The organism is Wolbachia endosymbiont of Cantharis cryptica, assembly GCF_964277405.1.
Lineage (GTDB): Bacteria > Pseudomonadota > Alphaproteobacteria > Rickettsiales > Anaplasmataceae > Wolbachia.
The window spans coordinates 364319-388675 of sequence record NZ_OZ195521.1 but is presented as its reverse complement, the minus strand read 5'-3'; the positions used below and the strand labels follow the sequence as shown (position 1 = coordinate 388675).

The following is a 24357-nucleotide window of genomic DNA, read 5'->3' as shown; positions in this document are numbered from 1 at the left end:
CAAGTTTTCTTGTCATTTTAATCCGCTGCAGAGATTGCGAAGTTAAATAAAATAGCTTCAGTACTATGATAAGAGGGCTGGCGGAGTTTGTCAAGTCATTTTTATGCCAGTTGGCTACTTGAATGACAGGAGGGGAGATTTGCATGATATATTCAGGCACTTAACTCCCTATGTCGTATCTGAAGAATCCCCCTGGCCATTCTAAAAAATTTAATGCCGAGTACACTTTACTTTTAGCTTCCTCTATAGTATTCCCTTCTCCTACTATATTGAGCACTCTTCCACCATCGGAAACCCAATTACCGCTTTCATCCAATTTAGTACCAGCATGAAATACCAATATACCAGGAATGCCTTCCATTTTATCCAATCCTTTAATTACCTCTCCCTTTTGATAATCACCCGGATAGCCTTTACTTGCCACAACTACACAAACTGTGGATTTGTTGTTAAGTTCCACTGTCTTGGCATTTAACTTTCCTTCTGCAGCCGACAACATCAATTTTAATAAGTCACAATTTGCATCAAATCTAGGTAGCATGGATTGTGTTTCTGGATCACCAAATCTCACATTATACTCAAGAAGTTTTGGACTATCTTTGCAAATCATTAACCCAGCAAAAAGCACTCCTCGATAAGGTGTTCCCATGTTAGTCAATGCTTGAATTGTAGGGTATATTATTCTTTGGATAATTTTTTGTTCCATATCCTTACTTATAATTGAAGGCGATGAGTATGACCCCATACCTCCGGTATTTTGACTCTCATTATTCTCATCAGCTCTCTTGTAATCTTTTGCACATCCAAGGGTTACCACTTTCAACCCATCAACAAGCGCAAAAAAACTCACTTCCTCTCCCATTAAAAATTCTTCTATAATTATTTCTTCACCTGATTCACCAAATTTTTTCTCCACCAACATTGAATCTATTGCTGAAAAAGCTTCGTTTTCTGTATTGCATATTATTACGCCTTTCCCTGCTGCGATTCCATTTGCTTTCACTACAAGTGGAAATTTTATTTTATTGCTGCGCACAAAGTTTTTAGCTAACCCCTCATCAACAAAACACTCATACTTGGCAGTTGGTATGCCATATTGTTTACATAGTCCCTTGGTAAAAGATTTTGATGCCTCGAGTTTTGCAGCTGCTCGACCTGGAGCAAAAACATTTATTCCTTCTGCAACTAGATTGTCAGCAAGCCCATCGATTATTGGTTGTTCTGGACCAATAACAACCAGCTCTATATTTTCTCTCTTGCAAAATTGTGTAACATCAATTGAATTTTGAATATTTATATTCACAAGAACTCCCAAATTTCCCATAGCCTGACGGCCAGGAGTAACATACAACTTAGTTAACGTAGGAGATTTTTTTAGAGCCCAAAGTAAAGCATGCTCACGTCCACCAGAACCTATAACCAGAACCTTCATCTTTATTTCCTCGCTTTTTTGTATGTCAAAATTATTATTTGCTTATAACAGTATCATTACTCATGTATTTTTGCAACACGTTTGGTATTGTAACCGACCCGTCAGAATTTTGATAATTCTCCATTATGGCAATAATCGTTCTTCCTATAGCTAAAGCTGAGCCGTTTAAAGTGTGAACGTGTTTTTTTATCTTTTTATCAGTTTCTGAAGAATATTTAGTATTCATTCTTCTTGCCTGAAATGTACCACAATTTGAGCAGCTTGATATTTCTCTGTATTTATTTTGCTCAGGTAACCACACTTCTATGTCATAAGTCTTTTGTGCAGCAAAGCCCATATCACCGCTGCAAAGCAGCATCACTCTATACGATAACTCCAGTTTTTTTAATATCTCTTCAGCAACATTTGTCATGCGCTCAAGTTCATCGTTTGATTGGCTTTCAGTTGTGATACTCACCAACTCCACTTTACCAAATTGGTGTTGTCTTATCATGCCTCTCGTGTCTCGTCCTGCGCTGCCGGCTTCTTTACGAAAACACTCTGAATATGCAGTAAAACGAATGGGTAGTTCTTTTTCTTCCACTATTTTATCAGCAACCAAATTTATTAAAACCACTTCACCTGTAGGAATTAATCTTAATTCGTCGGTAGTTAGATATGAATCATTAGAAAATTTCGGTAGCTGACCAACGTTATACATAGCCTCGTTTTTCACCAAAGCTGGGTGATACACTTCAGTATAACCAAATTCGTTTATATGGATATCAAGCATGAAATTTATTAGCGCCCGTCCAAGCTTAGCCAACTGCCCTTTTAATATTGCAAATCTTGAGCCAGAAATTTTTGCCGCTTGTTCGAAATCCATTAAACCTAATCTTTCCCCGAGCTCATAATGAGATTTTGCTGTAAAATCAAATTGTCTTTTTTCTCCATATTTTCTCACTTCTACATTCGAGTTCTCATCTGCGCCTATTGGCACATCTTGTGCAGGAATATTCGGCAAGTTAGATAAAACATTCACTAACTTATCCTTTTCCGCTTGTTCTTTTAAGCTGATTGCCTCTATCTCATTTGTGATGTTTTTTGACAACTCCATTTGCTCTTCACAGGGGCTCTTGCTTATTTTAAGCTTCTTTATCTCTTCTGTGATTTCATTGCGCTGCCTATTTAAATCTTGCAATTTAGTGATCAATGACCTTTTCTCGTGATCAATTTCCAATATCTCTTTCGCAGTAAACTCTCTAATTCCCCTGCTTTTCATTGCCTTCTCAAATTCTTCGGAGTTCTTACGTATATATTCTATATCATGCATATATTGTGCTATTACTAACATTGTTACTGTACTTCAAAAGCTCTTAATATTCAATATATTCTCAGTATATACCAAAATTATTATGATTGACTTTACCCTTAAATTTTGTTAAAATTCAGTTAATTTGGCATTCATAGATATAACATGTTAGGCACTACAGAAGAGAATACTTACTTTACCAGACTCAAAGCTGGTGGAAGGTTTTCTATTTACGCCTTTGGTATATATCTGGCAGCTACATTTACTGTTGGCTGTTTAGGGTTAATGATAGGATTTCCTTTATTGACCTTCCCACTTGCTATGCTAATTTCTCATCCTGTGATTTGGATTGCGATGGGAGTAGTTCTTACAGTAGCATACAAAATAGCCGCTGAGCCTTTATTTCGCTTAGCAAAGGGTTATATTAATGGGAAAAGAGCTTTAAAGGGAGAAGAGGTTAAGCCACAAGAATTACAAGAACGACCTGATGAAAATTTGCAAACCCTTGCACATCAGACAAATAGAGGAAATTATACTTACTGGCTACAGCAACATGATATTGCTCATATTGCAAGAGTTAAATATGGGTATTCAGAAAACTCGACAAACGGTGTATTCTTCTGTATTCCCGGCAATCTCGAAGCTTTGAATGAAAGACTGATAGAATACAAAAATAAGGTAGAGCAGGAAAATCGAAAAGTAACATTCACTTCAGTGGTAAACTTAGGAAATCGTCATTGGACTACATTAGTTGTTGCATACAATTCAGGTAGTAAACAATTTAGGGCTTATTATTGTGATTCTTTTAGTGCTGATTTACCAAGCCCTGGTAGCCAGCGTAAGAACATAGAACTTGCAAATGAAATTAAAAATGAATTGGTTACACCTCTTAACAATCAAGTTAGGGAATTAACTGTGCAAGGAAGAGAAGGAATGAGTAAAGATGTTCAAAAAACAGCACAGACGTGTCGAGACAAGAAAGACGAATTAGTTAATATCCTAATAAATACCGATACTATAGTGAGTGCACTGGAAGCAATTTTGGAAATAGGGAATGATAACATAAGAAGCTCTAAAACTAAGCAGCAAAACGATGGCCATAACTGTGGAATATTTGCGTTAGAAAATGCTCATAAAATTACACAAATGCTTAACAAAGGCAAATCATTTGATGAAATTGACAAGGAGTTATCAGAATATAAACTTGACTTGAATAAGAAAAGAAGAGAGTTTGCAGAAGTACTCATGAATGATAAGAAATGGAGGAAAGATCTAGAAAGTGGGCTGTTGTGTAATCTTCCGCCAAGGACGGAAACATCTCAGTCTTCTACTTCAAAGGCACCGACAGGTTGGTGTAGCACTGTGTAGTTTACAATGGAGAATTATCATTAACCTAATGCCCCTTCAAATAGGAAATTTGACGATTGACTCCCCGGTAATCTTAGCGCCGATGTCTGGAGTAACTGATTATCCATTCAGAAATATTGTGAAGAAGCTTGGTGCAAGTTTGTTAGTCTCGGAAATGATTGCAAGCAGAGCTATGATTATGCAAACTCGCCAGAGCATGCAAAAAGCAAAAGTCGATGAATTGACTGCTGTGCAGCTTGCTGGATGCGAGCCGGATGTAATGGCAGAAGCTGCAAAACTAAATGAGGACATGGGAGCTAAAATCATAGATATAAATTTTGGTTGTCCTGTTAAAAAAGTTGTAAATGGTTATGCAGGATCAGCACTAATGCGTGATGAAAAAAAGGCTGCTGAAATAATTGAAGCTGTAGTCAAGGCAGTGAATGTACCAGTTACAGTGAAAATGCGTACTGGATGGAATGATGAAAATCGCAATGCTCCACGTTTAGCAAAAATTGCAGAGGATCTTGGAGCAAAAATGATCACTGTGCATGGAAGAACGAGGGCACAGCTTTATAATGGTCAAGCAGATTGGAAATTCATTAGAAATGTTAAAGAGCAAGTAAAAATTCCAGTGATAGTAAATGGTGACATTAAAAATTTGAACGATATTCAGAATGCCCTCAAAGAATCTGGAGCAGATGGAGTGATGATAGGTCGTGGTGCTTACGGCAAACCTTGGCTGATTAATCAAGCAATGAACTTTCTCAGTGGCAGTGAAATTTCTGAGCCAACAGCTTCAGAGAAATTAAGCATAATACTAGAGCATTACGACAATATTCTTGAGTACTATGGGAATGATGCAGGGATAAAGATGGCCCGCAAACACATAGGCTGGTATAGTAGCGGGTTTAAGGACTCATCTGAATTTCGTGTGAGAGTAAATAATATGACAGATAGCATGGAAGTGAAAGAAAATATTGTTGGCTTTTTTGGTCAAGGATAATACCTCAAAATTCCTCCGGTATTTTCACACACTAGATTGACTATAGCACCTGATTCTTTTTGGATTTCCTCTTCAGTTAAAGTGTGAGTTGGAGAGCAGAAAGTGACTGACAATGCTATAGACATTTTATTCGGCTCTATATTATTCCCATGGTATATGTCAAATACTAAAACTTCTGTGATGAGCTCTGAGCTTCTTTTCACTACATTAATTATGCTGCCTACTTCTATTTCTTTATTTACAATAAATGCAAAATCGCGCTTCACGCTTTGATATTTATAATCAACAAATTTCTTTCTATTGGTAGGTAAATTTCCAATATTTTCTAATATCACCTCAAAACCTACAACTTTTTGTTTGATATTAAAAAAATCTAACATGCTTGGATGCAACTCTCCAAAATAACCCACTATTTTACTTTTGAAAGAGAAGGTACCTGACTTTCCTGGATGGTAATATTTTTTTTCTGCTCTCTCTATCGTTAAATTATCACAATTGACGTTGAAAAACTCCAAAGCTGTTATGAAATCAGCCTTTGCGTCAAAGACATCTACTTTCCTATCAGTATTATAATGATTTCGTGGCAAATTATTTCCTGTCCTTATTCCACTTAAAACGTATTTAGGTTGATTGAGAATACCTTCATTATCATAAATCGGTCCAATTTCAAAGATTGCAAGATCAGATATTCCATGAGCAATATTATCGGCAGTAACTTGCAACAAATTTGGTATAATACTTGGCCTCATTATATTAAAGTTATTATTAAACGGATTGTCGATGATAAATAACTTATTCGAGTAACCAAATTTTTCAGCCGTTGATCCATTCATAAATGACCAGGTTAGCACTTCATGAAACCCTCTGCTTGCCATTGAAATACGCAAATCATCTTGCGTATTGGTTTCTACCTCAACGTTGCCTGTTAGCGGCTCTTCCTTTATTTTATCATAGCCATATATTCTTGCTACCTCTTCAACTAGGTCAGCAGGTATAGTTACGTCCGGTCTCCAGCTTGGTACTTGCACATTCCAATTACCTTCGGTTTTTTTATCGATACTGAACCCTAGTTTCGTTAAGATATCGAACGTCTCATCAGGTGATACAGAAACACTTCCAAACTTGTTCACATTCTGATAGTCGAAATTAATTAGGTTATTTTTTTTGTCTAAGCTGCTAGCAGATACTACATTTGAGGCTTCTCCACCACATAAATCCAAAATCATTTTAGCTGCAAGGTTTAGTCCATCAAGAGCAAATCCAGGATCAACTAAACGTGCAAATCTGTAACTAGATTCTGTGGAAATGTTGAGCTCCCTTGAGGATTTAGCAATAGAGATTGGATCGAGCAAAGCTAATTCCAAAAAAATATTGGTAGTTTCAAGAGTACATTCACTGCACTTTCCACCTATAATTCCAGCAACTCCATGAATATTTTTACTATCAGAATAAATATTCATATTATTGTTCAGTAAATATTCCTTACCATTTAAAGCAAAGAAGCTTTCTCCATCATTTGCTTTTCTTATTGTAAGTTTGCCATCTACTTTGTTTGCATCAAACGCATGCATTGGACGATTAAAAGATATCGTAATATAGTTCGTGATATCGACTATTGCAGAAATGGAGCGCATTCCTATTGATTCCAACCTATCTTTTAACCATTCTGGGCTCTCTCTGTTTTTTACATTGGCAATGTACATTCCACTAATAAAACTTTTTCCGTCAGTAACTTCAACATCGATTGGTGAATTTATGGAGCTGGTAAGTTGTGGAATGCTTAAAGTCTTTAATGTCCCAATTCCAGTTGCAGCAAGGTCACGAGCTATTCCATAAACGCCTAAGCAGTCTCCACGGTTTGGAGTAACGTTTATATCAATTACAGGGTCACAATTGAAAAATTTATCCCCTACTTCATAACCATCAGAAAGCTCGATTATTCCTTCACTTTCTTCTTGAGTGAGTGCAAGTTCAGAAGCAGAGCAGAGCATCCCCTCACTTAGCACTCCTCGTATTTTTGTAGGCTTAATTGTAAAATCACTTTCTGGCAATGTGCTACCAAGAGATGCAAGTACAGTCTTCATACCTTCTCTAACGTTGTTTGCCCCACAGACTATTTGCAGAGTTTTACTTCTGTCATTTACTTTACATAGCTTCAATTTATCAGCATTGGGATGAGGTATGATTTCTAATACTTCTGCAACAATAAAACCAGCTAATTTGGCATTATCAACAACATCTTCTACTTCTAACCCTATATGAGTTAATTTATCGGTGATTTCTTCTAAACTAGCATTGGTTTCTAAGTGCTCTAATAACCAAGATAACGTGAATTTCATGAATTCAAAAAGAAACAAAAAAGTTATTGTAATATAAAATATAGTGCTTTTAAAGTTTGTTGTAGTAAATAGACTTCTTGCATAACAAACTTTTAGCAGCACGTTGGAAAAACTTACTTGACAAACTCCGCCAGTCCTCTTATCATGGAAGTGAAGCTATTGTATTTGCTTTCGCCAATCTGCAGATTAAAAGGTAAGGATTACTTAAGGTATCGGCGTCTTATGTTCAATTTTTTGCAGTACATAGGTACTGTATGTCTTTACAAAACTTCATCTACATCTAGGTTTTTACCTAAATAAGCTGAACGCGCTTACAAAGCGTTACAAGACATCAAAAAATGCCAATACTCGACAGAGATAGTAAAGGACTAGCTAACTCGGGTTTTCTTTGTCTTTTTTTCTGCTTGGTAAACTTCTTAAACACTTGCAGCGTAGGTTAGTTGCGATTAAAAGCGGCTGAATCTCGCTTGTCAGGCGTTTAAAACATAAAAAACGCCAGTACTTTAAAGCGGACAATAATCACAGGGTTCCTTTTGCCTTTTTTTTAGATTGGTAAGTTTCTTAAATATTTTCTTAAATTTTATAGCTAAACGACAACCGTCATTCCGTTACGTGTTAGCGGAATCTATGATGAGATACCGCGGCGGTATGACGTAGGGGTTCCAGCGCGTGACACTGGAACCTAGATGCAGCCACTTGGTTAAAATTAAGTTTTCTGGATTCCAGACTGGAATGACATGGTGGGGTGGTTATCCAAGTAGCTTAAATCCAATCCCAATCAAGCGGAGCATTATCTGACCTTACCCAGAAAAAGTAGAGAGGAAGTTAAGCCATTTTTGAAGTAAAATAAAACATGATTATGAGGGCTTATTATGGTAAAGAACAGAAAAAATTACACAGTGGAATTTAAATTAGAGGCAATAAAGTTGGTAAAGGAAACGGGGCAGTCAGCAAGCAAAATAGCTAAAGATTTAGGAATAGATAACAGTACACTAAGTGACTGGATAAAAAAATATAACGAAAAAGGATCAATAGAAGAAGCATTTCCTGGTAAGGGAAAGTTGGCACCATGTGATAAAGAAAAGTTTGAATTAAAGAAAGAACTAACAAGAGTTACTAGAGAAAGAGACATTTAAAAAAAAGCCCTGGGATATTTTGCAAGTCACAAAGAGTAAAATATTTATTTATCAAAAAGCATGGAAACTACTATAAAGTACAGGAGTTATGCAGGATTTTGAAAGTATCTGCTAGCGGCTACTACAAATGGACTAGTAAGAAGAAAAGCAGCAAAGAATTAACAAGGGAGCAGCTTCTAGCAGACATTCAAAAAATATACCAAGCATCTAATTGTAGATATGGGGCACCTAAGATTCATGCTGAACTAAAGGCTTTAGGTAAAAATTGCAACATCAAAACAGTGCAGGATATCATGCAAAAAAATGGTATTCAAGCTAGACTGAGGCGAAGATTCAAAAGCAAAAAACAGCAGACTGACAATAGGGTTATAACTCCCAATATATTGGACCAAAACTTTACTACTAGTCAGCCAAATAAAGTATGGGTAACTGATATTACTGACCTTACCCAGAAAAAGTAGAGAGGAAGTTAAGCCATTTTTATTATGAAAATGATGAATCAAATTTCTCAGGAATGCAATAATTAATAGTAGAATGTCTACGCTGTTTGTTATAAAAAATTTCTATGTACTCAAATATAGCAGTTCTAGTTTGCTGAGCAGAGTGTTGCGAAGTATCAATAAGAAGCTCCCGTTTGAGTGAGCTGAAAAAGCTTTCAACAACAGAGTTGTCATAACAACAGCCTGTGTGACTCATGCTGGAAATGATGTTTTTTGTGTTCAGCAAAAACTGATAATTTTTAGAGGTATATTGTGAACCTTGATCACTATGAAATAGCAGATCTTTGGCTGGTTTGCGCTTATCAACAGCCATCAATAAAGCATCTATAACTAATCGCTTAGTTATTGTACTACTCATTGACCAGCCAACTACCATACGTGAATATAGATCAATTATTGCTGCCAAATATAGCCATCCATCCTTAGTTTTTATGTATGTAATATCAGTTACCCATACTTTATTTGGCTGACTAGTAGTAAAGTTTTGGTCCAATATATTGGGAGTTATAACCCTATTGTCAGTCTGCTGTTTTTTGCTTTTGAATCTTCGCCTCAGTCTAGCTTGAATACCATTTTTTTGCATGATATCCTGCACTGTTTTGATGTTGCAATTTTTACCTAAAGCCTTTAGTTCAGCATGAATCTTAGGTGCCCCATATCTACAATTAGATGCTTGGTATATTTTTTGAATGTCTGCTAGAAGCTGCTCCCTTGTTAATTCTTTGCTGCTTTTCTTCTTACTAGTCCATTTGTAGTAGCCGCTAGCAGATACTTTCAAAATCCTGCATAACTCCTGTACTTTATAGTAGTTTCCATGCTTTTTGATAAATAAATATTTTACTCTTTGTGACTTGCAAAATATCCCAGGGCTTTTTTTTAAATGTCTCTTTCTCTAGTAACTCTTGTTAGTTCTTTCTTTAATTCAAACTTTTCTTTATCACATGGTGCCAACTTTCCCTTACCAGGAAATGCTTCTTCTATTGATCCTTTTTCGTTATATTTTTTTATCCAGTCACTTAGTGTACTGTTATCTATTCCTAAATCTTTAGCTATTTTGCTTGCTGACTGCCCCGTTTCCTTTACCAACTTTATTGCCTCTAATTTAAATTCCACTGTGTAATTTTTTCTGTTCTTTACCATAATAAGCCCTCATAATCATGTTTTATTTTACTTCAAAAATGGCTTAACTTCCTCTCTACTTTTTCTGGGTAAGGTCATCTAACTTAGCCTTTAAATTAGTATCACTAACAGCAGTGTTTATTGTAGTTAACTTACCTAGCTCAGTTCCTAGGTTATCAGGGATTTTGCTAGCCTTAGTTTGTATTGCATCTAGCTTAGTCTTTAAATTAGCATAACTAACAGCAGTGTCTATTGTAGTTAACTTACCTAGCTCAGTTCCTAAGGTATCTGGGATCTTATTAGTCTTAGTGCTTATTGTATCTACCTTGGTTCCAATACCTAATAATGTAGTAGCTATACCATCAGTCATGAATAGACTTCTTTCAAAATTCACGTAAGGAGCTCAAAATTGTGGATAGCAGCAATCAAATTAAATCTTAAACCAAAACGTTTTCGTCGGTTTCTATATCTATCGGAAATGATTTTAAACCTTTTTAATAAGCCAATTACGTTTTCAACAATTGCCCTTTGGCTCATAAGTGTTCTGTTCTCTTTTTTTTGTTCTTTGCTTAACGGATTCTTTTTCGTTTTCCTGTGAGGTAATACAACATTTTTATGTATTTTTTGCATTCCTCTGTAGCCGGCATCAGCTAAGATTTTAGTTTCCGGCAATATTGCTACCTTTGATTCCCTAAATATCCGAAAATCGTGTTTCCTACCTTTCGAGAAAGATGTACATATTACTTTTTTACTCTTCTTCTCTGCTACTACTTGCGTTTTTATAGTATGCCTTTTTTTCTTTCCAGAGTAGAAGCATTTTTGCTTTTTTTTGGCCTCTCTACTGGTGTTTCAGTTCCATCTATTACCAAAACTTCATATTCTACATTACCCTTTAATAGCTCTTTTTTTCCCGGTAATGAAAAATCTGGATGTTTTATTAGCGTGTCTTCTACCCATCTTATTATTTTGAAACAGTTACTTTCACTCATGCCATAACTTTGACCAATGTGGAAATACGTTCGATATTCCCTCATATATTCTAATGCCATAAGCAACCTATCTTCTACGCAAAGTTTGCTTTTTCTTCCACTTCTAGCTTTTTTTCTTTTATCCTCCTCATCCAAAATTTCCACCATTCGCTTAAATGTTCCCTTTTTTTCCCCTGTTAAGCGCCTAAATTTCTTTCCTTCCAACTTTTCTATTTCTTTATATCTCATACCTTAAAATATCTGATTTTATACTTCTTTTCCCTTGTTTGCCAATTTTGAAAGAAGTCTAATTTTGTTGCTATAGTACTATAATCTACTGCATCAGCAACACCATTAGCATGATACTTAAAAGTGTTAAAAACATTACCACTATCTACACCAAAAGTATACTTGTTTCCGGTACTATCTGTATAAACTATAACTTTAGCATCATTAATATTTGTTGCATTGTCTGTTCCATTTTGTTGTTTAAAACTCAAACTAGCCGCCATGCCACTCTCCATTAATTATAAAAACCGTAGGATGCATGAAAATAGTATAGATTTCGTAAATGCTAGATTTTACATAAACTTACTTGAAGCTTGTCATTTCAGCTAGGGACTCGTTTTATGACTGAGGGTTTCCAGTGTCACGCACTGGAGTGACAGGAAGGAGAGCGCTGGGATTGACAATAAAAAGACACTGGAACAACATAACTGTTTTTTCTTAACGTATAGTTGATTATACACAAACGTTATATCTTATATTCATTTTATTGTTAAACTAGGCGTTTGTGCATTTAGCCATAGCAGAGTTGCCTCTGGAACACGATGTGCGTATAGTTGTGCATAGGGTACATAGAAGAGATCTAATGTGAAAGAACAAAAATGCTTATTCGTTACTATAGCTGGTTTACCAAATGCTGGAAAATCCACGTTAATTAACAGCATCATAGGTAAGAAGATTGCAATTGTTACTCCCAAAGTGCAAACAACAAGGACACAAATAAGGGGTATTGCAATATGTAATGAAACACAAATTGTCTTTACTGATTCTCCGGGAATCTTTTCAGCAGAAACAAAACTTGAGAAAGCTTTAGTCAAATCTGCATGGTCAGCAATCAAGGGTGATGACGTCACTTTGTTGATTGTTGATGCGAGCAATTATTTAAAAAACATAGAGAGAATCAAAACCATATTCGCGCGGCTGCAGCGTACAAAAGGCAGATGTATTTTGGTTATCAATAAGATTGATTTGGTAAAAAAGCCTGAACTGAAGATGGCGTATGAACATCTAAATTTGCTTTATAAGTTTGAAAAGATTTTTATAATATCAGCATTAAAGAGTGATGGACTTTCTGATTTGATGAATTACTTATCTGAAATTGCGCCGGTAAGTCCTTGGTTTTATGGGAAAGATCAAATAACCGATTCCTCGACGAATTTTTTATCAGCGGAAATTACGAGGGAAAAATTATTCTTGAACTTGCGTGAAGAATTGCCATATTCTACAGCTGTTATAACTGAACAATTTGAGGAGAAAAAAGATAAGAGTTTGGTCATAAAACAGGTTATATTTGTGTTGAGAGATAGTCATAAGAAAATAGTGTTAGGAAAGGGTGGCAGTAATATTAAGAAAATTAATATCGAAGCACGTGCTGAATTAGAAAAATTGTTTGAGTGCAAAGTTCACCTCTTTTTGTTTGTAAAAGTGCGACCTTGGACTGATCGTCCTGAGGAGTATATAGGCGATGCTTAATTCTTTATTGGTATTTGATATTGAGACTATACCAGACGTAAACTCCTGCAAGAATTTACTCAATATTAGTGATAACAGTAGTATAGAAGAGAAGAGAGACGCGTTAACAAAATATCACCTCGAGATAACAAACGGGCAAAACCCTTTTCTGCGTCAGCCCTTCCACCAAATTGTAGCTATCAGTTTTTTACTCTGTAATATAAGCTGCAGAAGTGGTTACGAGGTGTTCACACTGCAAGAAATTAGATCTGGAGGCACACTAGATTCCAGTGAAAAGGAGCTAGTGAAGGGGTTTTTCAATTACATGTCGGAAAAAAGACCGAGGTTGGTCTCTTTCAACGGTCGCACTTTTGATATACCGGTGCTGAAGTATCGTGCTATGGTCCATGGCATTCAAGCGGAATATTTTCATAAAGCTGGCGATAAGTGGAATAGCTATAATCAAAGATATAGTAGTGATTGGCATTGTGATTTACTTGAATCCCTCTCTGATTTTGGAGCTTCTGCGAGAGTAAAAATGAACGAAGTTTGTGCAGCATTTAATCTTCCTGGTAAAATTGGAGTTGATGGATCACAAGTTATGGGCTTATACGATAGCGGCAAGTTACAAGAAATTAGGGATTATTGTGAAACGGATGTAATTAACACTTATTTGATTTATTTGAGATTCATGCATCATCAGGGAAGAATCACTACTGAAAGTTACAACAAAAGTGTAGAAGAGCTACTTTTGGAATGCGAAAAAAAAGAACACCTAAAAAAATTTAAAGAAGAGTGGGAAACAACTTGTGGTGGAAGGTTTTATATTGAATTTAAAGGTAATTAAAATTATGCTCTTTTAGCGTAATTTTATCCATAATATATAGCTAAAGTAACTTAGATTTACCAACAATCGTCATCCGAGTGGCTGACACACAACTGCACGAACATTGTGATTTATCTCCATCGGTAGGGTGTCATTCTCTCTTAAGTCTTTAGCTCCTCAAACACTTCACTTGCTCTATTTAAAACAGAATCAGGAAAACCAGCAAGTTTTGCTATATGTATTCCATATGACTCATCTGCAACACCCTCAATTACTTCGTGTAGAAAAACAACCTCTCCGTTCCATTCTTTTATTTTCACACAAAAACATTTCACATTTTTTAAGTATTCACTTACTTTAGTCAATTCATGATAATGAGTTGCAAAAATGGCGCGGCACTTATTGACATTGTGAATATGCTCAATCACTGCCTGGGCAATAGATAAGCCATCGTACACTCCTGTGCCCCTACCAATTTCATCAAGTATCACCAAGGAACGATCTGTTGCCTGATTGACTATCGTTGCTGTCTCAATCATTTCTACCATGAAGGTAGAATAACCGGCTGTTATATTATCTGTTGCACCAACTCTGCTGAATATTTTATCGATCACTCCAATATGTGCACTATCTGCTGGCACAAATGATCCCATATGAGCTAAAATTGCAATGAGAGCGTTTTGCCTCAAGAAAGTGCTTTTTCCAGCCATATTAGGACCAGTAATTAGATGTATACCAGCTAAATCAATGCTATTTGCAATGAATTTATCGTTCACTTCAACCACTGGATGTCTTCCGTTACAGATATTGAATTCTTTGCTGTCATCGATAATAGGTTTTACGTAATTATTTTGCACCGCAAGCTCTGCAAACGCGGTTCTGATATCAAGTTTTGCCAAAGCATTTGCAGCAAGAGCAATTTTTTCAGATTCTTTAGCGATTTCACTACACAGTTCACTAAAAATCTTTATTTCTAAGCTGATCAAAGCATCACGTGCCGTAAGAATTTTATTTTCTAATTCTTTCAATTCATTAGTAGTATAGCGCATGCTATTTGCCAAGCTTTGTCTGTGAATAAATATATCCGAAGTTATTTTGTGATTCGCTGACACTTCGACGTAATAACCAAGTATGTTGTTGTGTAGTATTTTCAGCGCAGCAATGCCAGTAAGATTGCGATAAGATTCACGGAGTTTGGTTATCAGTTTATTACTGTTATTTAATACATAAGATAACTCAGATAGTTCTTGGTCATATTTTGGATTGATAAACCCTCCTTCTTTTACGGAACTGAGGTTATTGTCAAGTACAGCATTATTCAGTAGTTCAAATAAGTCCTTATGATTGCCAAAACTTTTATGTATTGTGCTTAATTCACTCTCTTCATCGCTTATCATCTGAGTAGTGGACACTGGTTCTTTTTCTCTAGTCAAGCACTGGAATGACATCTGAGAGTTAGTTGCTGGTTTTTCACTTAAACAATAATTATGCAAGGTAGACAGAAGCTCAGATAACTCTAACGTTTTTTCAAGACCCACTTTTAATAAAGTAATATCTTTTGGTGAACCACGCCCTAGCATTAAGCGTGATAACGATCTCTCAATATCTGGAATACTAGAAAGTATTTCCCGTATTTTTCTGCGTAACTCATGGTTATTTATAAAAAATTTAACAGTGCTGATCCTCAAATTAATTGCCTTAGAGCAAGCAAGTGGTGAAGCGAGCATTTGTTTTAACAGGCGTCCACCAGAGGCTGTTACTGTGTGATCAATAACTGAGATTAGCGAGCCTTTCTTTTCACCAAATTGAGTTGAAAATAACTCAAGATTTCTCCTTGCTGAAGCGTCAATAAGCATGAAATTTTGTTGCTTATAGGGCTTTGGCAACTCAAGTCTTGGAATGGAGCCCCTTTGTGTTACCCTAACATATTCAAGCAGCGCACCACACGCCATAATTTCCACTTTGCTGAAATTTCCTATAGCCCCAAGTTCTCTGATTTTATAAAATTCGCATAACGTTCTGTGAGATTTATTATATTCAAAAAAGCTCTGTGCATGCTGCGTAATTGACATTTTGTAATTTTTCAAAATTGATCTGATTTTTTCGTCTTCAGTGAGCTTTTCAGAAATTAATAATTCTTTTGGTGAAATACGTAATAAATCACTATCTAGAGCTTTTAAATTTGTTAAAGTGTGAAAAAATTTTCCCGTTGATAATTCAAGCCAACCAATAGCATACTCCTCATTTTGTTCAACTATTGATGCAAGATAATTATTGCTTTTATCCTCTAATAACGAATCTTCGATAATTGTGCCCGGAGTTACAATTCGCACTACATCACGTTTTACTATGGATTTATAGCCCCTCCTTTTTGCTTCATCAGCAGTTTCTAATTGGTCACAGATTGCTACTTTGAATCCTAAATCTATTAGCTTATGTAGGTAAGATTCACTACTATGTGCTGGCACTCCACACATTGGTATTTCTTGCCCACACGAATTACCTCTCTTGGTTAGCACTATATTCAGCAACTTCGCAGCTTTAATAGCATCATCAAAAAACAACTCATAAAAATCTCCCAGTCTATAAAACAACAGATGATCTTTATATTGAGCTTTCAGGTTCAGATATTGCTCCATTACAGGAGTGTTTTTTTCTCTTACAAAATTCATAATGTTTTTAAATATGCTGCATTAGTAATAGCTTCAACTTTATTATTACACGACATAAGATTTTAATAGAGGCATCCTACACTACGCAAAACTGCTCGTTTTTTAGAAAATTGTGCATATGTAATGGGTCTTTTGTAGCCTCTACCATAAGCTATATCAACTATAACTTATAAGTAAAATTATATGAAATTCCGACTCTTTGAAAAGTCTAAAATAGACTTCTTGCACAACAAACTTTTGGCAACGTGTTGGAAAAACTTACTTGACAAACTCCGCCAGTCCTCTTATCATAGCATTGAAGCTATTCATTTAGCTTCAATCTGTGCAGATTAAAACGACAAAAAAGTATTATAATTGGCGTCTTATATTCGATTTTTTGCACTATGTGCACCCTATGTCTTCACAACATTTTTAGGTTTCTACCTATACAAGCTGAAACGGGCTTATAAAACGTTTAAGACAGTAGAGAACGCTAGTTTGCAGGATTAGAGAGTAAGTACTATCTAACACGGGATTTCTTTTGCTTTTTTTCTGCTTAGTAAATTTCTTAGCATTTAAGCTAAGGGTCTGTTGCAGTTTAAAAGTCGCTAAATTGCAGCGTTTAAGACTTAAAAACGCCAATACAGAAAATAGACAGTGACTAGGATTCCTTTTGCCTTTTTTTAGGTTATGCAAGAAGTCTATTTTTTGAGTGCTCTGTATTTGACTTGGAAGCGAAAGAGATAAAACCCTTTTCACAATCTCCTATCTATTGTTTCTTAAGCCACCCTGCTGAATGGATACAACTATGTACGTAATTAACCAAATCAAGGAAAGTGCAAACCAAGTTATCGCATATTCCAAGTGTTTCATTGGCTGTATGGTTAGTTTACCGCCGAAACCTTTCTGCCACAATACACACTTCTCTAGCTCAATACCTAATTCATTGGAGATTTCTTCTGTATTAAAGGTAAACCACGTATTTGAAGCAACATCATTCTTGATAAACCAATTTTTGCTTTTATTGCTATCACAATATAAAACTCCATTAGCAGCTACTTTTTCAATTTTTGCTTTTTCCTCTTTTTTTTCTCTGACTATTCCTTTATTCACTAACATATAATGTCCAGTAGCAATCAGCATAGGAGATAATACATGATAACCACGTTGTCCTGCAAAAACATATAGTTCTATGTCACTTAGAATCCCATCAATCTTGACATGTCTGTAGTTAAATTGCGCAAGATCATCATTGGGCAATAGATGAATAACTGGAAGACTCATACTTTTAATAATATTATTCTTCCAGTTCAACCTGGATAATTGCCACAATCCTAGCGAAAAAAGGAGTAAGCAAGGTATAATTAAAATAAATACTGTTTTTTTTAACACTCTATACTTGTGTTTTTAAGTAGTTTTCGATACCCATAAGCTCAATAAGGCCAATCTGCTCCTCAATCCAATGGAAGTGCTCTTCTTCATTTTTTAATAGCTCTTCTAATAATATTACACTAACAAAATCCTTTTCTTTCTCAGCAACAGAAATTGCCTCTCTGATATCTTTGATACCCTTTTCTTCTAATTTTAAATTATCTTCCAAGATTTTTCGCATAGTACCTTTTGTGAACTTTTCGTCATACTTTGAGATCTCATTTGTATCTTGAAAGTTTGGTATACCTTTAAGCAATAAAATCCTTTCTGCCAACTTGCTTGCATGTTCAAGTTCTTCGTTAAGCTCATTTTTTACCTTTTCTGCAAGTCTATTAATTCCGTTGTTTTTGAGAATTGCAAAATGTAAAAGGTACTGGCGTACAGAAGTTAACTCATTAGTCAGTAAGTTATTCAAATGCTTTACTATCTCTTCACTCATAATCTTCCTTTAGTTTAATCTAAAAATATAATCTATATGACAATGATGGTTATAGCAACAAACTTTGTACTGCTCATTATTAATTAATATTTTATGTACAATAGATGATGTTAGTTGACATTTTAAAGTTTATAGTATATATTTAATTAATACATGTGGGAAATTATGTTGGGCACAAATAAAGAACAAAGTATACAAATATTGGAAAAGCATTTTCATGATAGGACAGTCCAGCCTCTCAGTGATTTTCCCAAAGTAAAAAAGAAAGAAGCAGGTTGTAGTTCTGGGTTTCAAGCAGAACACCAGTATAGTAATGATGAAAAAGATAAGGCAACTTTCATGATGAAGTCTGTTTTAAATCGCACACTGACAGGAAAAGATAAACAATCTAAATTGGGGCAGTTTAAAGAATCTTTTTATAAATCATCAAGAAAAGCTATAAAGTTACAAGATCCTAGTTTAACAGACAGCACCGTAGATGCTTTACTAGCTCCAATGTGGCAGCAAACAGAAAGTAATATATGCTATGATGATCTCAATATTGCAGATTTTATTCGAGAATATGTTGCTGGTGATTTATATAAGCTACTTTTACAGGATAGGGCTCCAATTGTTGAATTAGTCACAAACAATGATTTACCGAAAAAAAGGTTTGTAAAAAATGAAGTACAAAATAGTGAAGATCATAAAAAGTATGAAAAGGGGAAATACAAATTTAATGATCAATTTAAAGAGCAAGTCAAAGAAGAAAAAGTTCAAGAGGAACTTCATTTGAGATCAAAATTTTTGGTTGGAAAATCACTCAATAATAATGAGAATAATGAATTTACTACATTAGCAGACCTTAGAGGAAAGGGTAAAGAATATCAAAATTCAACAGGTTTTGAGAAAATATTAGCTGCTCAAATATTACTAGGAGAAGCTGATACTATACAAGCAGAAAACTTTGGAGTAATAGAAAAAGAATATGAGAATGCAAAAGGTAGGACAGTTAAAGAAAAACTGTGGGCAAAAATTGATCATGGTAGGTCACTTTATTCCTGTGTTAAACACTGGAGCCAAATATTACTGTATGATTTTAACGCTTTATACGGAGTTGGAGTAGATTATAAAGTTTTGGCGTCTGAATTGAGTAACTATGTAAAGCTGTTTTCTGAAAATGATGAATTGATTGATAGATTAATAGATAAAAAAGTTAGTAATTTAAATCAGATTTTTAATCCTAAAATGACATTTACTTTAAGATATTTATCCAGTAGAATGCCTGCTATTCTCTGTGAAGAAGTTTTTAGTTATTCAGATCAGTCTCAAGAATTTATTTCTGATAAAGGTAGTAGTTTAAATCAATATTTTAAACAAAGGTTAAAGAACCAGGTTAAGGTAATGACAAAATATTCAGAAGTATTGCTTGTTACATCAGCAATGAGTAATAATTTTCAAAATATTATCACATTGTCACAAGAATTCTTTATTTCCCAACATACAGACCCACTGATTTGGGCAATAGAAGCAGGTAAAAAACTTGATGGCAAAGATCCTATAATCTGGGCAATAGATAATAGTAAAAAAATTGATAATCAAAATTCTATAGTTTGGGCAATAGAAGCAGGTAAAAAACTTGATGGCAAAGATCCTATAATCTGGGCAATAGATAGTAGTAAAAAAATTGATAATCAAAATTCTATAGTTTGGGCAATAGATAATAGTAAAAAAATTGACAATCAAAATCCTATAGTTTGGGCAATAAATACCGGTGAAGATATTAAAGAAAAGAAACCTATAGAATGGGCAAAAGAACATAATCTATTAATTAACGGCAAAAATCCTGAAATTTTTGCAAGCAAGGTGCAGTTAACAAAATTTGTAAATAAAGCTTCGCTTCCGATTGCCGTGGTTGCAGCTGCTGTTTGTATTGGTTTTTTTATTGCAAATTTGAGTATAGCACTAATTATTTCTGTAGCTGTAGTTGCGTTAGCTGCACTTATTACTAAGCCGATTGCTTCATATGTGCAAAAAGGCCTACTAGAAAATAGCGTTGTAAGCAAAAATCTTGATAACCTGGACACTGAACAGCATCAAGCGCAAGCAGCTGGTCAAGCTCCTAGCTAAATCAATTTACATAGGCTCTAGTGGGCCTATGTATTTTTTTTTCTAGCTAATTTAAGATTTCAATTCTTAATTGCTCCTTTCACAACAATCGTACCAAATAGCATATCATGATATGTCTGTTTCTTTTTAGAAAAACAAGCAACTAGATACCAATAGAGGGTGAGCAGCACTATAATTACTTTCAATGCACTCAAAACATTCACTAATACTTCCTGATCTTGCAAAAATTCAGTAAGGACAACTACTACACTGTTTAATAAAGGAAGAAAAAACTGGGAAGCGCTTCTGTCAAATGCTAAATTCAAGTCTATTTTAGAATTATCTAAATTGATAGTACATATATTCATTAACTGTTGACCTGGAGTTGCTTGGGCCTTTGAAGATATAAAATATGTGAAGTAACTACAATTTACACACATGTATGATAGATGTAAGATCAACGGAGAATCCTCTAATAGTAGTACAATTAATAAAGTTGGAATTAATAAAGTTGGAATTAATAAAATTGCTACATCTATTAAATGTGCACAAAAGCGTCTTTTTATGCTGGCAATCTCTGTAACAGTTGTCATTATCTGTCTTTTAAATACTTTATTATAAAATCTGTAAGTTTATCAAAATGTTGAAAACATAACAAATCTTCATAACCGCTTATTGATTGACCGTATATAATAGGTAAACAATTGGCATTTTGTGCACACAGAACATCTGTGATGCTATCACCAACGAAAAACACATTTTCTCTATTTATAGGCAACGTACTCTCTTCTAGTGCAAATAGCAGTGGGGTTGCAGATGGTTTATCTTCTGTAGTATCGCATGAACCAACTACCCTTTCAAAGTAAGAGTCTAGTTTAAAATAGGTAACTTCTTTACGTAGATTAGTATTTTTCTTATTACTTACTATTGCTAGATAAATATTGTGGCTTTTCAACGTCTGCAACATTTTCTCTACTCCTTGATTCAGAGTAATGTTTTGCAATAGTGCATTATCTAAGTATTGTTGATATATCTGATTCGCTTTTTTCCACTGATCACCAAATAAATTGACCATGTAGCTCTTTCTTGACTCATGGGAATTTCTATCGGCAGCTTTATTACTATACCCCATTGAGTCTATGGTATGCTTAATAGCATTAAAAATATTATCTTGAGTGTCAACTAAGGTATTATCCCAGTCGAATACTACTGCTAATGGGCTATTTTTCATTTCTATATTGTTATATATTTTAACTTAATAAGTAAATAACATTTTAATGAAAGAAATGTAAATAAGACGCTCTTGGTAAAACACCCTTTATCTAATACTATGTTGATTATACAGCTTAAATGATTAATATCTTGTAGATTGTTATACAATAACCCTGCAAGTTACATGCCGTAATAAATATAATGATATTAATTTTTGGGCTTGAAAGATCGTAATTCAATACTTAAATCTATTAGGGTAGTAGGCAAATAATGGAGCTCGAAATGCATAACGTACAAGAAACTGAAAATTTAAAATTTGATGCTGAAGTAGGGAAAGTACTGAATATAGTAATTCATTCACTTTATACTAATAAAGACATCTTTCTACGTGAGTTAGTGTCAAATGCATCGGATGCATGTGATAAATTGCGCTACGAATCTCAACTAAATCCTAATTTGCTAGATTCAAGTGATGAATTAAAAATCACTATTAGATCCAATAAAGATAAGAATGAGCTATATATCACTGATAATGGCATCGGAATGAACAGGCAGGATTTAATAGACAACCTTGGTACAATTGCAAGCTCTGGTACACAAAAATTCTTGGACGCGATTAAGAATAACAAAGATTCAAACCAAGCTGTGGAGTTAATTGGAAAATTTGGTGTTGGTTTTTACTCAAGCTTTATGGTTGCGTCAGAAGTGATAGTGGAATCAAGAAAAGCTGGAGAAGAAGAGTCTTGGACTTGGAGATCAAAAGGAGATGGAGAGTATTCGATAAGTAAACTAGATAATCAAATCCCTTGTGGAACTAAAATTACACTCATTATGCGCCCTGAAGAAAACGAGTTTTTAGACAAGTTTCGCATTGAAAATATCGTCACTACTTATTCGGATCACATCAATTTTCCCGTTGAATTTATAGATGAAGAAGGAAAAAGTGAAAAGTTAAACAGCAAGGCTGCAATTTGGACTAAGCCGAAAAATGACGTTACTCAAGAGGAGCATAGTGATTTTTTCCGCGGCGTTGCACATGTTGGCGGGGAACCTTGGATGATATTACATAATAAAAATGAAGGTGCAATAGAATATACAAATCTGCTTTATGTTCCTTCCATTAAACCTTTTGATTTATTTCATCCAGATAGACGTTGCTCTGTAAAATTGTATGTAAATAAAGTATTTATTACTGAAGATAATGTACAAATCATACCGCAATACTTGCGTTTCCTAAAAGGTGTTGTTGATTCGCCGGATTTGCCTCTCAATATCAGCAGAGAAACGCTGCAGAACAATCGAGTTGTTGAACAAATTAGGAAATCCCTAACTAAGCGTGTGATATCAGAGCTTGGTAAAAAGGCAAAAGAGAATTTAGAGGAATACACAAAATTTTGGACCAATTTTGGTGCAGTATTGAAAGAGGGTCTTTGTGAAGCTATGCCAACTGATGAAAGAGAAGCACTGCTCTCGATTTGCAGATTTAATAGCACCGGTGATGAGAAGTTGGTCAGCATTGACGACTATATAAGCAGGATGAAGCCTGAGCAAGAACATATCTATTATCTCACTGGAAATAGCCTGGATTCAGTGAAAAACAGTCCACAACTTGAGGGATTTGTCAGTAAAGGACTAGAAGTACTCCTATTTGTTGATCCAGTTGATGATTTCTGGACTAGCGTAATTCATGAATATAAAGATAAAAAATTTAAGTCTGTGACTCGTGCTGATGTTGATCTGGAAAAATTCTCTTCCGAAGAAGATAAGAAAGATGAAGAAAATAAATCAGATCAAGAAAAGACCGAAGAAAATACAGATTCTATATTGCAGTATTTCACCAAAGCTCTTGGTGATTCAGTCAAAAGTGTAAAAATTTCCAAAAAATTGACTGATAGTCCTGTATGTCTAGCAGTTGATGAAGGTGCTATGGATCTTCGCATGGAGCGTTTTTTGCGTGAACAAAAGCAGCTAAGTTACCGCACGCCAAAGGTGCTCGAAATCAACACTAAACATCCTGTAATAAAAAGTATAATGAAATCTCACGCTGAAAATGGTGAAAATCCAACATTGGAGGACATGATTCACTTACTGTTCTATCAAGCTTGTATCGTGGAAGGCGAAGAGATGGATGATGCAAGTCTGTTTGCTAAGAGATTAAACAATTTGCTTGGCAAAATTCCTGTTTGATGCTATACTTAGCTTAGCTAGTTATTAAATTGATCTAAACGACAGTTTAGTTATAGGAGATAAGATATGCTTGGTTTCAAGCTTAGAGACTTTGTATCACAAAAAGTAGATACTGATGCTGCAAAAAATAGTAAAATTAAAAGTAGGAGTAATTCTGGGGATTCAGGAATTGAAGAATTTGAGTATATATTAGACCTTACTGAAATAACGAACATTCTAAGTAAAGCAATAAACGAGAATAATTATGAAGAACTAGAGAAAATTGTAAGTGATATTGAGAGTTATGAAGGTCAATCTGTTTCCATAAACATGGAAGCGCTGAAGACATTCTGCTTGGAATGGCTAAATTTAGATTTGAATGCACAGGAGAATGGTACCTTTTTTACGATATTTTCATTATATAAAATGAACGAACTGGGAGAATATGAATACTCAGTAAAAGAGCTTGTATTATTAGCAATTGCAGCCAATGATGAGCTTGCAAAGAAATATAAGGATGTACTTGTATCTTGAAGAAAGCATCTAATGTTTTAAGCTTAAGCGTTAGATGGAGAAGGGAGGAACTCTGAGTGCGTACTTAGATATAAAATCTGTAAAAAAGATAAGAGCTCCCTTCTCAAAAGTATAGGCTGAACGGTATCGTAGAAA

General features: G+C 34.9%; 22 protein-coding genes. 9 read left to right on the top strand and 13 right to left on the bottom strand.

Going from position 1 to position 24357, the window contains the following annotated elements; translation table 11 throughout:
• Positions 1–160: 160 nt before the first annotated feature.
• A complete protein-coding gene (gene purD / locus ACICP6_RS01830) occupies positions 161–1432 on the bottom strand; it encodes a phosphoribosylamine--glycine ligase (protein ID WP_395463385.1) in 1272 nt (423 codons plus the stop codon).
• A 34-nt stretch (positions 1433–1466) separates the two neighbouring features.
• Positions 1467–2744: a serine--tRNA ligase gene (gene serS / locus ACICP6_RS01825; protein WP_395463636.1), complete on the bottom strand. Its 1278-nt coding sequence runs from the start codon at positions 2742–2744 to the stop codon at positions 1467–1469.
• 144 nt (positions 2745–2888) lie between these two features.
• On the opposite strand from serS, the gene ACICP6_RS01820 reads away from it, so the two are divergent.
• Together ACICP6_RS01820 and dusB are read left to right on the top strand one after the other, a co-directional pair.
• On the top strand, positions 2889–4091 hold the full coding sequence (locus tag ACICP6_RS01820; RefSeq protein WP_395463384.1) for a hypothetical protein: 1203 nt from the start codon (positions 2889–2891) through the stop codon (positions 4089–4091).
• 28 nt (positions 4092–4119) lie between these two features.
• Complete coding sequence (gene dusB / locus ACICP6_RS01815) at positions 4120–5076, top strand: tRNA dihydrouridine synthase DusB (RefSeq protein ID WP_395463383.1); 957 nt, start codon at positions 4120–4122, stop codon at positions 5074–5076.
• Here dusB and pheT read toward each other — a convergent pair.
• Positions 5067–7415, bottom strand: a complete 2349-nt coding sequence (gene pheT, locus ACICP6_RS01810; protein WP_395463382.1) for a phenylalanine--tRNA ligase subunit beta — start codon at positions 7413–7415, stop codon at positions 5067–5069. The genes dusB and pheT overlap by 10 nt on opposite strands.
• Before the next feature lie 872 nt (positions 7416–8287).
• On the opposite strand from pheT, the gene ACICP6_RS01805 reads away from it, so the two are divergent.
• Both ACICP6_RS01805 and ACICP6_RS01800 read left to right on the top strand, forming a co-directional pair.
• Positions 8288–8551 carry a transposase gene (locus ACICP6_RS01805; protein ID WP_395462617.1) on the top strand — a complete coding sequence of 88 codons (264 nt, stop codon included), beginning with the start codon at positions 8288–8290 and terminating at the stop codon, positions 8549–8551.
• Between the two features lie 98 nt (positions 8552–8649).
• On the top strand, positions 8650–9012 hold the full coding sequence (locus ACICP6_RS01800) for an IS3 family transposase (protein WP_395463381.1): 363 nt from the start codon (positions 8650–8652) through the stop codon (positions 9010–9012).
• 22 nt (positions 9013–9034) lie between these two features.
• Here ACICP6_RS01800 and ACICP6_RS01795 read toward each other — a convergent pair whose 3' ends face one another.
• From ACICP6_RS01795 to ACICP6_RS01775, 5 genes are all read right to left on the bottom strand, one after another.
• Positions 9035–9877: an IS3 family transposase gene (locus ACICP6_RS01795; protein ID WP_395463617.1), complete on the bottom strand. Its 843-nt coding sequence runs from the start codon at positions 9875–9877 to the stop codon at positions 9035–9037.
• A gap of 50 nt (positions 9878–9927) precedes the next feature.
• Complete coding sequence (locus ACICP6_RS01790) at positions 9928–10191, bottom strand: transposase (RefSeq protein WP_395462617.1); 264 nt, start codon at positions 10189–10191, stop codon at positions 9928–9930.
• A gap of 55 nt (positions 10192–10246) precedes the next feature.
• Complete coding sequence (locus ACICP6_RS01785; RefSeq protein ID WP_395463380.1) at positions 10247–10540, bottom strand: hypothetical protein; 294 nt, start codon at positions 10538–10540, stop codon at positions 10247–10249.
• A 20-nt stretch (positions 10541–10560) separates the two neighbouring features.
• A protein-coding gene (locus ACICP6_RS01780; protein ID WP_395462622.1) for an IS5 family transposase occupies positions 10561–11387 on the bottom strand; the annotation gives its coding sequence in 2 pieces (ribosomal slippage) (positions 10561–11000 and positions 11000–11387; 828 coding nt in all).
• The gene (locus tag ACICP6_RS01775) at positions 11384–11650 is read right to left on the bottom strand and encodes a hypothetical protein (protein ID WP_395463379.1); all 267 of its coding nucleotides are present in this window, start codon (positions 11648–11650) and stop codon (positions 11384–11386) included. The genes ACICP6_RS01780 and ACICP6_RS01775 overlap by 4 nt, the downstream gene beginning before the upstream one ends.
• 361 nt (positions 11651–12011) lie before the next feature.
• Here ACICP6_RS01775 and era point away from each other — a divergent pair, with 361 nt between their 5' ends.
• Both era and ACICP6_RS01765 read left to right on the top strand, forming a co-directional pair.
• Positions 12012–12896, top strand: coding sequence for a GTPase Era (gene era / locus ACICP6_RS01770; RefSeq protein ID WP_395463378.1), 885 nt, complete (start codon positions 12012–12014; stop codon positions 12894–12896).
• The gene (locus ACICP6_RS01765; RefSeq protein ID WP_395463377.1) at positions 12889–13722 is read left to right on the top strand and encodes a 3'-5' exonuclease; all 834 of its coding nucleotides are present in this window, start codon (positions 12889–12891) and stop codon (positions 13720–13722) included. The genes era and ACICP6_RS01765 overlap by 8 nt, the downstream gene beginning before the upstream one ends.
• 140 nt (positions 13723–13862) lie before the next feature.
• On the opposite strand, the gene mutS is transcribed toward ACICP6_RS01765, so the two are convergent.
• The 3 genes from mutS to bfr form a co-directional block, all read right to left on the bottom strand.
• On the bottom strand, positions 13863–16373 hold the full coding sequence (gene mutS / locus ACICP6_RS01760; protein WP_395463376.1) for a DNA mismatch repair protein MutS: 2511 nt from the start codon (positions 16371–16373) through the stop codon (positions 13863–13865).
• Between the two features lie 744 nt (positions 16374–17117).
• Positions 17118–17744, bottom strand: coding sequence for an SURF1 family protein (locus tag ACICP6_RS01755; RefSeq protein ID WP_395463375.1), 627 nt, complete (start codon positions 17742–17744; stop codon positions 17118–17120).
• Between the two features lies 1 nt (position 17745).
• Positions 17746–18222: a bacterioferritin gene (bfr, locus tag ACICP6_RS01750; protein WP_395463374.1), complete on the bottom strand. Its 477-nt coding sequence runs from the start codon at positions 18220–18222 to the stop codon at positions 17746–17748.
• Between the two features lie 165 nt (positions 18223–18387).
• Here bfr and ACICP6_RS01745 point away from each other — a divergent pair, with 165 nt between their 5' ends.
• Positions 18388–20331 carry a hypothetical protein gene (locus ACICP6_RS01745; RefSeq protein ID WP_395463373.1) on the top strand — a complete coding sequence of 648 codons (1944 nt, stop codon included), beginning with the start codon at positions 18388–18390 and terminating at the stop codon, positions 20329–20331.
• 59 nt (positions 20332–20390) lie between these two features.
• On the opposite strand, the gene ACICP6_RS01740 is transcribed toward ACICP6_RS01745, so the two are convergent.
• Entirely contained in the window at positions 20391–20903 is a 513-nt protein-coding gene (locus ACICP6_RS01740) for an RDD family protein (RefSeq protein WP_395463372.1), read from the bottom strand.
• Complete coding sequence (locus tag ACICP6_RS01735; protein WP_395463371.1) at positions 20903–21541, bottom strand: HAD family hydrolase; 639 nt, start codon at positions 21539–21541, stop codon at positions 20903–20905. Before ACICP6_RS01735 ends, ACICP6_RS01740 begins: the two co-directional genes overlap by 1 nt.
• Before the next feature lie 263 nt (positions 21542–21804).
• Between ACICP6_RS01735 and htpG the strand changes: the two genes are divergently transcribed.
• Positions 21805–23709 carry a molecular chaperone HtpG gene (gene htpG, locus ACICP6_RS01730; protein ID WP_395463635.1) on the top strand — a complete coding sequence of 635 codons (1905 nt, stop codon included), beginning with the start codon at positions 21805–21807 and terminating at the stop codon, positions 23707–23709.
• A 66-nt stretch (positions 23710–23775) separates the two neighbouring features.
• A complete protein-coding gene (locus ACICP6_RS01725) occupies positions 23776–24222 on the top strand; it encodes a hypothetical protein (RefSeq protein WP_395463370.1) in 447 nt (148 codons plus the stop codon).
• Positions 24223–24357 lie beyond the last annotated feature (135 nt).